Source organism: Shinella sumterensis, from assembly GCF_004514425.2.
Lineage (GTDB): Bacteria > Pseudomonadota > Alphaproteobacteria > Rhizobiales > Rhizobiaceae > Shinella > Shinella sumterensis.
The window spans coordinates 351290-364278 of record NZ_MYFN02000001.1 but is presented as its reverse complement, the minus strand read 5'-3'; the positions used below and the strand labels follow the sequence as shown (position 1 = coordinate 364278).

Below are 12989 nucleotides of genomic sequence, written 5' to 3'. Positions count from 1 at the left end.
TCGACGAGGTTTGCAAGCCGCCGGCGGTCGTCCAAATTAAAAATCGGAATCACGCATTTCGATATTGCTAATCTTCGCCCTTCACTTAATATGGCGTTAAGTGAAGGGTGAGGCCGTGAACGAGATTTCGGTAAACGCGGACAATCAGTCGGGCATCGGCGAGAAGGTGAAGGCCTTCCGTACCGCCCGGCGCATGTCGCTTCGCGCCCTTGGCGACGCGACGGGCACCACGGCGAGTTTTCTCAGCCAGCTCGAGCGAGGCCTCAGCGGCGTCAACATCAGCACGCTGATGCGCATCGCCGGCGCGCTCGGCATCAGCCTGACCGATCTTTTCGACGATGGCTCACCGGCCGTCGGCCGCGTACTGCGCAAGGCGGAACGTCCGGCGCTGCCGCCGGCGGAAGGGTATCGCAAGATGCTGCTGTCCCGGCGTCCGATCCGCGACATGGAAGTCTATATCGGCGAGTTCGATCCGGGTGGCTCGACGGGTGACAAACCCTATAGCCACGGGGATTCGCAGGAACTCTTCTTCGTTATCCGCGGCGAGGTGGAACTCACCCTCGGCGAGGAGCGCCATAGGCTGTCATCCGGTGACAGCATTGAATATCCAAGCTCGGTTCCGCACAAGACCGTCAATATCGGCACGGAAACCGCTGAAGTCATCTGGATGATCGCGCCGCCCACCAGCGTCGCGGATGAACTCGACCAATACCTGCCTCGGCCCGGCTCGTAGCCCCGGCAGGAACAACGTAACGCGAGCGCTACTGGGAGTATCAACATGAAGAAAATTTCGAGGGCCTTGGCCCTAACGATGACGTGCGCCCTGGCGTTGCCGGCATTCGCACAGGACAAGCCGGTCGCAGGCGAGGTCAAGGAAGGATCGCTGAAGGGCAAGACCCTGACCTTCGTGTCCTATGGTGGCATCTATCAGGATGGTCAGGTCGCCGCCCTCAAGGAATTTGTCGACAAGTCCGGCGTGACGCTGTTGAACGACGGCCCGACCGAAATCGCCAAGCTGAAGGCGCAGGTCGATGCCGGAAACGTCACCTGGGACGTGGTCGATACCGCCGACCTGCCACCCTACGTCCATTGTGGCACGCTCTTCCAGAAACTCGATCTTTCCAAGCTCGACGTCTCGAAGATCCCCCAGGGTCAGGTCGGCGAATGCTCGGTTCCGGCGATGAACTACGGCGTCGTCCTCATGTACAAGAACGAGGCCTACAAGGATAACCCGCCGAAGAGCTGGGCCGACTTCTTCGACACCGAAAAGTTCCCGGGCGTGCGCGCCATCGACGGCTCGGGCGATCCGACAGGCGGCCTGATCGAGCAGGCTTTCAAGGCGGCCGGCGGCGATCCGAAGGCGATGACATCGGACGATATCGAGAAAGGCATCCAGAAACTGCGCGATCTCGGCCCCGACACGATCTACTGGAAAACCGGCGCCGAGAGCCAGCAGCTTGCCGAATCCGGCGAAGCCGACATGATCATGATGTGGACCGGCCGCGCGATGACGGCCGTCAAGAACGGTGCGGCCTATACGCCGGTCTGGCAGGATTGGCTCGTCGTCATGGACCAGCTGACCATCCCGGTGGGCGTCAAGGATACGGATGCGGCCTATGCACTCATCAACGCCTATCTCGGCGCGAACGCGCAGGCCGTGCTCACGGAAAAAACCTCCTACACGCCCATCAACATGGACGCGAAGCCGAAGGTCGACGAGGCGACGGCTGCCTTCCTCACCTCGACGCCCGAACGCAACGCGCAGGGTTATCAGCAGAACATCCCGTTCTGGGTGAAGAACTTCGATCTCGCCGCCGAGAAGTGGAATGCGCTTCTTTCCGGCAACTGAGCCGATCGCCTGCCTTGCAAGCCCGGTCGCGCCGGGCTTGCTTTCCAAACGGGAGATGATGATGACAGCCACGCCCGATGACGGCCAGCGAGCCGGTACAGCCGTCGATGCCGCGCACTCGCCGTTCCTGCCGCGTTTGCGCCCGCGGGGCGCTGTGTGGCTAACCGCTCCCGCCGTTTTGGTGCTGCTCGTTGCGCTTGCCTATCCACTTGGTATCGTGGTCTGGCGCTCTTTTTCCGATCCCGCGATCGGCATCGACAACTACGTCTGGTTCTTCCAGTCGGCCGTCAACCGCACCGTCTTGCAGAGGACCTTCGTCGTCGCCGCCTGGGTCACGCTCGCCTGCCTCATCTGCGCCTATCCCTACGCCTATGCCATGACCATCGTCGGCAGGAACATGCGGCTGGCGCTCATCCTGTGCGTGCTGGTGCCTTTCTGGCTCAGCGGCGTGGTGCGCACGCTCGCATGGGTCATCCTCCTGCAGGATTCCGGCGTCATAAACTCCATCCTGCGCGGCATCGGCCTTTCGCCCGTAAAGCTTATCCGCACGCTTCCGGGCGTCGTCATCGGCATGACGCAGGTCCTGCTGCCCTTCATGATCCTGCCGATCTATTCCGTGATGAAGGGCATAGACACACGTCTGCTGCAAGCGGCGCGGAGCCTGGGCGCACGGCCCTGGAAGGCGTTCCTCCAGATTTACGTTCCGCTCTCTCTGCCCGGCGTTTACGCCGGCGCGATCATCGTCTTCATTCTCTCGCTCGGCTTCTACATCACGCCGGCGCTGCTGGGGGGCCCGCGCAGCATCCTGTTGTCGTCGCTTGTGCAGAACCAGGTGCTCAGCCTGCTCAACTGGGGCCGCGGCGGTGCCATGGGTGTCGTGCTCCTCGTCGCCACTTTCGTGCTGCTCGCCATCGCCGCGCCGTTGATGCGCCAGAAACACACATCCTCGCGCAGGGAGGCGTGACCATGCCGTCCTTCCCGCGCATTCTTCTCGGACTCTTCTGCCTGCTCGTGGCGATCCTGCTTCTTGCGCCGACACTGGTCGTCATCCCGATGTCGTTCAACGGAAACAAGTCGCTCGCCTTCCCGCCCGTCGGCTTCAGCTGGCAGTGGTACGAAAATTTCTTCAGCAGCCCGGATTGGACGACGAGCTTCTCCAACTCGCTGATCGTGGCCATCATCGTGGCCGTCGTGGCGACCGTAATCGGCACGCTCGCGGCCTTCGGTGTCAGCCGCGCCGCCGCGCGCACGGGCGGCCTGCTGCGTGCATTGCTCATCACGCCGATGGTCGTGCCCGGCGTGGTGCTGGCGATCGGCATCTATGCGGTCTATCTCGATACGCACCTCGTCGGCACCGTCACCGGCTTCGTGCTGGCACACACCATGCTTGCCATTCCCTTCGTGCTGATCGCCGTGCAGGCGAGCCTCGAGGTCTTCGACCGCCGGCTGGAAACGGCAGCCTCGAGCCTGGGCGCCGGCCGCCTGACCGTGTTCCGTACGGTGACGCTGCCGCTGATCCTGCCGGGCGTGCTATCGGGCGCGCTCTTCGCCTTCATCACATCGTTCGATGAGATCATCGTCGCGCTGTTCATCACCAGCCCCTATCTCAAGACGCTGCCGGTTCAGATCTACACGTCGATAACGCGCGACGCTGACCCAACGGTCGCGGCCGTCGGCACGCTGCTCTTCCTCGCCACGTCGCTCATCATCATCGCCGGCCTCCTCTTGGGCATGCGCCGCGAAAGGACCTGACCATGCCTGTTTCCCAACGCTCCGCGGGTGCCGCGATCGAAATTCGAAAGGCCTCCAAACGCTACGGTCGCTTTACGGCACTCAACGACATCGACCTGCATATCCGTCCCGGCGAATTCATGACACTGCTGGGTCCATCGGGCTCCGGCAAGACGACGACGCTGAACCTGATCGCAGGCTTTACCGACATCACCTCGGGCGTACTCGAAATTGGCGGAAAGAGCGTCACCGGCCTGCCCTCCCACAAGCGCAACATCGGCGTGGTCTTTCAGCACTACGCCCTCTTCCCGCACATGACGGTGGGCAAGAACGTCGCCTATCCGCTGACGCTGCGCGGCATCAAGGGCGACGAACGCGACAAGCGCGTCCACCGCGCCCTCGACATGGTGAAGATGGCCGACTTCGCCCATCGCTATCCGAGCGAACTTTCGGGTGGCCAGCAGCAGCGCGTGGCACTCGCCCGCGCGCTCGTCTTCGATCCGCCGCTTTTGCTGATGGATGAACCGCTTGGTGCGCTCGACAAGAAGCTGCGCGAATGGCTGCAACTGGAGATCAAGCGCATCCATCGTGAACTCGGCACCACCTTTGTGTATGTCACGCACGATCAGGAGGAAGCCCTGGTGCTGTCCGACCGCATCGCCGTGTTCAACGGCGGCCGGATCGAGCAGATCGGCACGGGACGGGAACTCTATGACAGCCCGGCGACGCTCTTCGTCGGCCGCTTTATCGGCGAGTCCACCATTTTGCGCGGAACCGCCGAGATTTCAGGCGGCGACACGGTCATGACCATCGGTGGCCAGAAGGTTCTCGCGCATGGCCATCTGGCCGGTGACGCGCGTCCGGTCATCCTTCTGCGGCCCGAGCGTTTGGCGCTGAAGCGCACCGGCGCGGATATCGTGTCCGGCGAGAACCGTCTGGCAGGTACGGTCGTGGAAGCGATCTATCTCGGCTCCGGCTCGAAATATGAAATCCGGCTGGCCGACGGCACCACCGCAGTCGTGCGCAGCCCGCTGGGCTCCGCAGATTTCGCGATCGGCGACACCGTCGACGTTACCTTCCTGCCCTCCGATCTTATCCTCCTCCCCGACGATGCCAGCGCCGACGTGACGCTGACCTGAACCGAAAGCTCTGCCATGGACGTCAAGACCAACGGTAACATCTCCTTCTGGTATGCCGATATCGGCGGCTTGCCGCAGAAGCGTTCTCCCTTGCCCGGCGACCGCACCGCCGATGTCTGCATCATCGGCGCCGGCTATACGGGCCTGTGGACCGCCTACTATCTGAAGAAGGCCAATCCTTCGCTCGACATCGTCGTCGTGGAGCGCGAATTCGCCGGCTTCGGCGCATCCGGCCGCAATGGCGGCTGGCTTTCCGGCGGGTTCGGATGGTCGCGCGAAAAATACCTGAAGACATCTACCCGTGGCGCCGTTGTGGACATGCAGCGTGCGATGGCGGGTACGGTCGACGAGGTGATCCGGGTGGCGGAAACGGAAGGCATCGATGCCGATATCCTGCGCGCCGACAACCTGACCGTCGCCACCAACCAGCCGCAGCTCGACCGCGCGCGGGAGGAGTATCAGTTCTATCTCGACTGGGAGATGCCGCCCGAGCAGATCGAAATGCTGTCGGCTGAAGAGGCCGCCAGACGCATCCGCATCGCAAACGTGAAGGGCGGCTTCGTCATTCGCGATATGGCGCGCGTGCAGCCGGCGAAGCTCGTGCGCGGGCTCGCTGCGGTGGTCGAGCGGCTTGGCGTTCCGATTTTCGAAGGCACGGCCGTCACCGCTTTCGAGAAGGGCCGTGTGACGACCGATCGCGGCACGGTGCTCGCACCCGTCATCATCCGCGCAACTGAAGGTTTCACCGCCGGCCTGCCGGGAGAAGAGCGCACCTGGCTGCCGCTCAACAGCGCGCAGATCGTCACCGAGCCCGTGCCTGACGCATTGTGGGAGCAGATCGGCTGGGAGGGGCATGAACTGCTCGGCGATGCCGCGCATGCCTATTGCTACGCGCAGCGCACCCGCGAGGGCCGCATCACCATGGGCGGACGCGGCGTGCCCTACCGTTTCGGCTCGAAGACAGACATCAACGGCCAGACACAACAGGCAACCATCGAAGCGCTGCATGCCATCCTGACGCGCCTGCTGCCGCAGACGAAGTCGTTGAGGATCGATCATGCCTGGTGCGGCGTGCTCGGCGTGCCGCGCGACTGGTGCACGACGGCCGGCTTCGACCGGCAGACGGGGATCGGCTGGGCCGGCGGCTATGTCGGCCTCGGCGTCTCCAGCTCCAACCTTGCCGGGCGCACGCTCGCCGATCTCGTCCTTGGCCGGGAAACGGCGCTGACCGGCCTGCCGTGGGTCAACCGGACGGTGCGCAAATGGGAGCCGGAGCCATTCCGCTGGCTCGGCGTGCATTCCATGTACCAGCTCTATCGAATTGCCGACGAACGCGAATTCGCCGGCCTTGCCCAAACATCCAGGCTCGCCGCGATCGCGGACGCTATTACCGGCCACTGACGCCTTTCAAGGACATACTCAATGATCAATTTCGAGAATTTCGGCGACCTTCACGACCGCGAGATCGGCGAATTCACGCCCAAACCCACTTCTATCGCCGGCGACCAGATGGAGGCGACGCTGGAGCTGTGGAGCAGTGCAAACGGCCAGATGGAGACGGGTATCTGGGAATGCACGCCGGGTCGCTTCACCGCGGACCGCAGCCAGAATGCCGAAATCTGTTACATTCTCACCGGCCGCGTGACGCTTCACAATGGCGACGGCACCTCCCGGGAAATCGGTCCCGGCGAAATGTTCGTCCTTCCGCTCGGCTGGCGTGGGGAATGGACCATTCACGAGCAGACCCGCAAGATTTATACGATGGTCGCAGGCGGCGTTTGATATAACCCGAAGCAGCCGGTTCCTGAGATTGGATTGTTTATTTCAGTGTCAGGAACCGCTCTTATGAACACCTCCAGGCCAACCGTGCTGTTTGGCTGGAACAGGCGGTTCGGAGTGAACGCCCAATTTCCGCAAGGGAAATCCGCAAGACTTCAGAGTTTCGCCAGCTTTCGGATGAAAAGCCCGAAAAGCTCTGCCTGGCTCGTGATGTTCAACTTCTGGTGGATGTTCTTCCGGTGAATTTTCACCGTCCCTGACGTGATCTTAAGCGTCGCGGCGATCGATGCGTTGGAATGGCCGCGCAGGATCAATGACGTTACCTCGATCTCGCGCGGTGTCAGCACGCCGTTCGTCATCCGGTTCAAAGTATCATTGATGGGATCGTGTCCCGGCACGGGGCCCGCACCGGTATCGCTGCCGACGACACTCCAATGTCTCTCGCAGATGGTTCGAAGCAGGGGCTCCGCACCGCGGATCAGGGAAAGATCCCGTCGGCCGAATGCCGGCGCGGTGACGGGACGCGTGAAGCTGATGACAATTCCGGTCCAGTTCGGCGTGCGGCACAGAATGCCGACCTCATCCCTGATGCCCGTCAGGACATAGTGCTGACGATAATATTCCGAGCTGTAGAAATGATCCGGCGCCATGTCCTTCAGCCGAAGGATCGACGTCTTCTTCGTGTCCAGGGCCGCGCCATAGAAGGGGTCGAGCAGGTAGGGACCGGCGGTATAGGCGTCGATGATGGTTCGCGCCCGCTTCGGATCGATGTTGTGGTAGCAGCAGACAGGCTTTTCCGCGCCGCGATAGGCGAACACCATCAGCACGTCGAAATCGATGATGGTCGCAAGCGCCGCTTCAAGGCTTTGTCCAAAGCTTTCCGTACCGACGGCCTTCATGGCGCCCGCAAGCGCGCTGTTCCATGCTGCAAACCCCTGATCCAACCGCTGCCCCTTGCCCGTTTGCCGACGTCGAAACCCGACAGCGCGTTCTATCCCCCCGGGGATATTTTCACGCAACGACATCACGCCCTAGGCTAACCGCAACAACGGGAACAAGTCATGCCGAAATCTCCGGATACGAACAAATCCTTCGAAACGAAATTGCAAGAGATCGGCGCCCGGTCAGTCCATATCGGCATGGTGGACCCCGAAGGCGAATTCCGCGACAAGCTGGTCTCCGCCGAAAAGGCGGTGAAGCTCGCCAAGGACGGCTATCCGTTCTGCGAGGTTCTCTATTTCTGGGACATTGCCGAAAACACCTATCGCGATGGATCGTTTATCGATCGGCCGGCCAAGCTCGATGCGACGACGATCCGCACATATCCCTTCGCCGAAAACATGGCGCTGTGCATCGCGGATTTCGACGGCGAATTCGGCCGTCGCTCGCCACGCAATGTCTGCCTGGCGCAGATCGAAGAGGCTGCCGAACTCGGCTTTGACGTGCATGCCGCCTTCGAATTCGAGTTCTTCGTTTTCGATGAGACCGCAGAGAGCATGAAAGCGAAGCAGTATCGCGATCTCACGCATTTCGCGCAGGGAAACCGGACCTATTCCCTTCAGACGTCGGCGCTTCACGGCGATCTCCTGGCCGGCCTCGAAACGACGATGGAGACCATGGGCGTCAGGCTCGATGCCATCCACACGGAACTCGGTCCCGGCTGCTTCGAAGCGCCGCTTTATCATGCGAAGGGTATCAAGGCGGCGGACGACGCGATGCTTTTCAAGAATTTTGCCCGTGCGTACTTCGCCCGCAATGGCAAGACGGTGAGCTTCATGTCAAAGCTGTCGCCCAAGCTGTCCGGTCAGTCGGGCCACCTTCATCTGTCGCTGCGCGACCGTGATGGCCGCCCGGTCTTCTCCGATCCATCAACGTCTGATGGCCTCAGCAAGGCGGCGCGGCATTTCCTTGGCGGCCTCCTGAAGCTCATGCCGGAGCTTCTGGCCATGTGCTCCTCCACCGTCAACGCCTACAAGCGCCTCGTGCCGGGCGCCTGGGCACCGACGGCAGCCAATTGGGGGGTGCAGAACCGCACTGCTGCCGTGCGTGTCATCAACGACCAGCCGGAAAGCACCCGCATCGAGTTCCGCGTGCCGTCGGCGGACACCAATCCCTATCTGGCCCTGTCGATGATGCTGGGCGCGGGCCTCGCCGGCATTCGCGAAGGCATCGAGCCGCCACCGGGCAGCGCTGCGGACTTCTATGCATCGAAACCGGCGCCGGAAACCGTCTTTCCGCGCGATCTCCATGAGGCGGCCACGCGCCTGCGCGCGAGCAGCAAGGCAAGAGAGCTGTTCGGCAGCGATTTCGTCGAGAGCTTCGCGGAAAGCCGGGAGGTGGAGCATGCCGAATATCAGCGACAAGTCAGCGAATGGGAGATCCGGCGCTATCTGGGCGTGGTCTGATGCCGCGCCCCAATGAATGATCAAGAGAGGAAGAAAAAATGAAAAAGGGAACAGCAGATACCAGCTCCAACATCGGCGCCATGAAGCGCCGGTCCGTGCTCAAGGGCATGGGCGGTCTCGGCCTCGGCCTGGCCGCAGCCGGCAGCGGCTTCCTGGCGTCACGGCGCGATGCCGCAGCGGCCGAAAGCCTCAACTACATGTGCTGGGAAGGTTATAACGCACCCAGCATTCTGGAGCCGTTTCAGAAATCGAAGGACGCCTCGATCTCGATCGACCTGATCACCGACTCGGCCGGCGGTTTCGCCAAGCTCGCAGCCGGCGCATCGCGTGACTTCGACCTCGTGTCCTCCGACAGTCCCTGGATCCAGCGCATGGGACCGGCGGGCTTCTGCCGCTATATAGACGAAGCCGATTTCGCCGACCAGTTCGCCGAATTCTACCCGCAATTCCGCGCGCCCTTCGCACCGCTCGCATTCGAAGGCAAGGCGACCGGCCTTCCGACCCGCTGGGGCTGGGTCGGCCCGACCGTCAACACCAAGTTCGACAAGCTGGAGACATGGTCGAGCTACGCGCCTGTCTTCGACAGCGCCTACAAGGATAAGATCTGCCTCCTCGACTGGGGCGACTGGCCGATCATGCCGCTGGCGCTCTATGCCGGCATCAACCCCTACGAGGAGCTGGACGATGCGGCGCTCGAAGAGGTCCGCAAAGTCCTGCGCGCCGCCTTCAAGAACACGCGTGCCATCGTCGCCGACCTCGCCGTGGCGCAGAAGGGCCTGATCGACGGCTCTTTCCGCGCCCTTATCGGTGGCGGCACCTATGCGACCTCGGCGCTTCGCATGAAGGGCCACGATTATATCCAGTCCATCGTGCCCGAGCCGAAGAACGGCTTGAAGCAGGGCATCATCTGGATGGAAGCGACCGGCCTGATCGACAACGGCAAGAACTCGCAGATCGCGGCGGACTTCCTGAAATACATCGTGTCTCCCGATGTCGCCAAGCAACTCGCAATCACCGAGGCGACCTGCAACCTGGTGCCGAACAGCAAGGCCGAGGCGCTGTTCTCCGAAGAAGAGAAAAAGGCCTTGCAGATGGACTACATGTGGACGGCCTGGGACAACAGCCAGTTCCACACCGTAGCGCCCAATATCGACGACATGCTGGCGATCTGGCAGGAAGAGCTCGCCGCTCGCTAGTCGCGCAGAACAACGACAGGCCGCCCGAAGGGCAGGCCTGTCCGTTCCCATTGCAGATATCAAGGAAATCGAGCTTGGCCAGCCCCATCATCGATGCATCCGGCATCGTCAAGGACTATGGAACGGCGCGTGCGCTTCACGGCGTTTCGCTGCAGATCGGCACCGGCGAATTCGTTGCGCTCGTCGGTCCGTCGGGCTGCGGAAAGACGACGCTGCTGAAAATCCTTGCAGGCTTCGAGGAGCCGACAGGCGGGCATCTTCAAATTCAGGGCAGGGATATGCGCGGCGTACCGGCGGCAAGCCGCCCCACGCGCATGGTTTTCCAGAAACTCGCGCTCTTTCCGCACAAGACGGTCGCGGAGAACATCGGTTTTCCCCTCAAGCTCCAGAAGGTCGGCAAGACGGAAGCGAACGGCCGCATTCGCGCGATGCTCGACCTGATGCATCTGAAGCCGGACTATCTCGAGCGCTATCCCGCACAGCTTTCCGGCGGCGAGCAGCAGCGCGTGGCGCTCGCCCGTGCGCTGGTGTCCCAGCCCGGCGTACTGTTGCTGGACGAGCCCATGAGTGCGCTCGACGCCAAGCTCAAGAAATCCCTTCAGGCGGAACTGAAGAAACTGCACCGCGAACTCGGCACCAGCTTCGTACTCGTGACGCACGATCTTGAGGAGGCGATGATGCTGGCGGACCGCATCTGCGTGATGCGCTCAGGACACGTCGTTCAAGTCGGAACGCCCGCTGACATCTACTACCGTCCAGCCAACATGTTCGTCGCGGGCTTCATCGGCGAGACCAATTTCCTGCCCGTGACCGCAAGCGCCGCCGGTGACGGGATGGCGGTCGTTTCGCCCTTGGTTGCTGTCGGGAAAACGACCATCGCGTCCGAGCATGTCTCACCGTCCTTGTCCGCGAAAGGCACGGCGCTTCTTGTCCGCCCCGAGACCATTCGTTTCGTGAAGGGGGATGCCGCTCCCGGCGAATGGGTGCTGGACGGCCACGTGGAGGAATATTTCATCAAGGGTGCATCGACGCAGTACCGTGTCCGCGTCCACGGGCTCGACAACGCCGTCATTCTGGACCTTCCCGGCTCGATCGTACTGCCGGCCGCTGTCGGCGAGGCGGTGCGCATCGGCTTCGATCCCACCCAAGCCTTCCTTCTTTCGGAGTGAGCATGAGGATCGAACGCAAATCCTGGAACGATCCGGTTTTCGTCGCCACGGTCGCGCCGCTCGCGCTGGTCATGGTCGCGTTCTTTCTCGTGCCACTCCTGATGACCGCGGTCCTGACCTTCCAGACCACGCAATATTACCGGCTCGTCTGGACGTGGGACCTCAAGATCTGGACCGAGGTCTTCTCCAAGCCGCATTACTGGACGATCATGATGCGCACGGTGGCGATGGCGCTGATCTGTGTCGTTCTGACCGTGCTGATCGCCTTTCCGGCCGCCTATGCGCTTGCCACGCGGCTGAAGACCTTCAAGACGCAGATCCAGATCCTGATCATCTTCGCCTTCCTGACCGATGCGGTGCTCAAGACCTTCGGCTGGATCCTCATTCTCGACAAGAATGGCGTGGCGAACTGGCTGCTGATGCATTTGGGCTTCCCGCCGGAAATGCTGAACCTGCTCTTCACGCCGACCGGCACCATGATCGGCATGGTCTACAATCTCGTCGCTTATCCCATGTTCACGATCTACCTGTCGCTGGTGCGTATCGATCGCGACCTGATGCTCGCGGCCTATGATGCCGGGGCGTCACGAATTCGGACCTTCTTCGAGGTTACGCTGCCGCTGTCGCGGCCGGGACTTTATTCCGGCGCGGTGCTGGTCTTCGTGCTCAGCCTTGGCGCATTTCTCGAACCCAAGGTGCTGGGCGGCGGTACGTCTCCGCTCGCATCCGAACTGATCCGCCAGAGTTTCGAGACCCGTGTCAACTGGCCGCTCGGCGCGGCGCTGACCATGGTGCTGATTACCATCGGCGCGCTGATGCTTGCTGCGTGTGCGGCATTCGTCCTTCGCCGCCCGTCCACCGGGAGGAGACCCGCATGATGTCGCAACGCATGCGCAACGCGCTCGTCGATACCACACTGGTCGGCTCGGTCGTTCTTCTTCTCGTGTTCTTCTACGCGCCGATCACCACGCTGGTCGCGTTTTCCTTCACGTCGAGCCGCGTGCTGACGCTGCCGATCGAAGGTTTCTCCCTGCAATGGTATGGCGAACTGTTCAACAAGCCGGACTTCCTGCCCGCCGTCCTAAACTCCGCCGCCGTTTCAACGATCTCAACGCTCTTCGCGACGGTACTCGGCACGGCAGGGGCCGTCGCATGGGTCAGATACCGTTTCCGCCTGCAGGGTGTATTCCGCGGGCTCACCTTCGCGCCGCTCCTGTTTCCGCAACTGCTGCTCGGCGTGGTCATGCTGTTGTGGTTCTCGGTTCTCGGCAGCTGGCTGGGTTTTTCGACAGGCCTTGTCACCGTCATCATCGGCCACGTCGTCTACATCACTCCCTTCGCACTGGTTGTCGTGGCGGTGCAGGTCTACGGCTTCGACGAGACGCTCGAGGACGCTGCCCGGGATGCGGGCGCAAGCGGTTGGGAAGTCTTCCGCGAGATTACGTTTCCGCTGCTGTGGCCCGGCATCTTTTCTGCCGCCATCTTCTCCTTCCTGCTCTCCTGGGGGAACTTCTACGTCTCCTATTCCCTTGCGGGAACGGCGCGCACGCTACCGATCTTCGTCTATAGCGGCATCGCCGTCGGCTCGTCGCCGATCTATCCTGCGCTCGCCACCGTCAATCTCGTGCCGGCCCTTCTCCTGGTCATCGTCGCCGAAGTGCTGCGACGCCGCGCGCTGAAGCGGCAGGCTTCCAGCATCGCCACATCCTAAAAAGCAAGGT

The 12989-nt window shown here is 62.1% G+C and carries 13 protein-coding genes; 12 read left to right on the top strand and 1 reads right to left on the bottom strand.

All coding sequences use genetic code 11. The features are described 5' to 3' along the window. The first annotated feature begins 115 nt into the window (after window positions 1–115). From B5M41_RS26980 to B5M41_RS01720, 7 genes are all read left to right on the top strand, one after another. Window positions 116–733, top strand: coding sequence for a helix-turn-helix domain-containing protein (locus tag B5M41_RS26980; RefSeq protein WP_230639947.1), 618 nt, complete (start codon window positions 116–118; stop codon window positions 731–733). A gap of 78 nt (window positions 734–811) precedes the next feature. Next, window positions 812–1849: an extracellular solute-binding protein gene (locus B5M41_RS01745; protein ID WP_371731620.1), complete on the top strand. Its 1038-nt coding sequence runs from the start codon at window positions 812–814 to the stop codon at window positions 1847–1849. A gap of 58 nt (window positions 1850–1907) precedes the next feature. Then, window positions 1908–2813 (top strand): ABC transporter permease, encoded by a 906-nt coding sequence (locus B5M41_RS01740; RefSeq protein ID WP_371731619.1) that lies wholly within the window; start codon window positions 1908–1910, stop codon window positions 2811–2813. A 2-nt stretch (window positions 2814–2815) separates the two neighbouring features. Further along, window positions 2816–3601 (top strand): ABC transporter permease, encoded by a 786-nt coding sequence (locus B5M41_RS01735; RefSeq protein ID WP_134646403.1) that lies wholly within the window; start codon window positions 2816–2818, stop codon window positions 3599–3601. Window positions 3602–3603: 2 nt separating this feature from the next. Further along, window positions 3604–4719 carry an ABC transporter ATP-binding protein gene (locus tag B5M41_RS01730; protein ID WP_134646401.1) on the top strand — a complete coding sequence of 372 codons (1116 nt, stop codon included), beginning with the start codon at window positions 3604–3606 and terminating at the stop codon, window positions 4717–4719. A 15-nt stretch (window positions 4720–4734) separates the two neighbouring features. After that, the gene (locus tag B5M41_RS01725; RefSeq protein ID WP_134646399.1) at window positions 4735–6120 is read left to right on the top strand and encodes an NAD(P)/FAD-dependent oxidoreductase; all 1386 of its coding nucleotides are present in this window, start codon (window positions 4735–4737) and stop codon (window positions 6118–6120) included. A 21-nt stretch (window positions 6121–6141) separates the two neighbouring features. Next, window positions 6142–6501, top strand: coding sequence for a cupin domain-containing protein (locus tag B5M41_RS01720; protein ID WP_134646397.1), 360 nt, complete (start codon window positions 6142–6144; stop codon window positions 6499–6501). A gap of 152 nt (window positions 6502–6653) precedes the next feature. On the opposite strand, the gene B5M41_RS01715 is transcribed toward B5M41_RS01720, so the two are convergent. Next, entirely contained in the window at window positions 6654–7442 is a 789-nt protein-coding gene (locus tag B5M41_RS01715; protein ID WP_160870317.1) for a helix-turn-helix transcriptional regulator, read from the bottom strand. Window positions 7443–7559: 117 nt separating this feature from the next. On the opposite strand from B5M41_RS01715, the gene B5M41_RS01710 reads away from it, so the two are divergent. The 5 genes from B5M41_RS01710 (at window position 7560) to B5M41_RS01690 (ending at window position 12979) form a co-directional block, all read left to right on the top strand. Further along, the gene (locus B5M41_RS01710; protein WP_134646393.1) at window positions 7560–8903 is read left to right on the top strand and encodes a glutamine synthetase family protein; all 1344 of its coding nucleotides are present in this window, start codon (window positions 7560–7562) and stop codon (window positions 8901–8903) included. A gap of 38 nt (window positions 8904–8941) precedes the next feature. Then, window positions 8942–10099, top strand: coding sequence for an ABC transporter substrate-binding protein (locus B5M41_RS01705; RefSeq protein WP_134646391.1), 1158 nt, complete (start codon window positions 8942–8944; stop codon window positions 10097–10099). Window positions 10100–10173: 74 nt separating this feature from the next. Then, window positions 10174–11268 carry an ABC transporter ATP-binding protein gene (locus tag B5M41_RS01700; protein WP_134646389.1) on the top strand — a complete coding sequence of 365 codons (1095 nt, stop codon included), beginning with the start codon at window positions 10174–10176 and terminating at the stop codon, window positions 11266–11268. A 2-nt stretch (window positions 11269–11270) separates the two neighbouring features. After that, on the top strand, window positions 11271–12146 hold the full coding sequence (locus B5M41_RS01695) for an ABC transporter permease (RefSeq protein WP_134646387.1): 876 nt from the start codon (window positions 11271–11273) through the stop codon (window positions 12144–12146). Then, window positions 12143–12979: an ABC transporter permease gene (locus tag B5M41_RS01690; protein WP_134646385.1), complete on the top strand. Its 837-nt coding sequence runs from the start codon at window positions 12143–12145 to the stop codon at window positions 12977–12979. The genes B5M41_RS01695 and B5M41_RS01690 overlap by 4 nt, the downstream gene beginning before the upstream one ends. The last annotated feature ends 10 nt before the right edge of the window (window positions 12980–12989 follow it).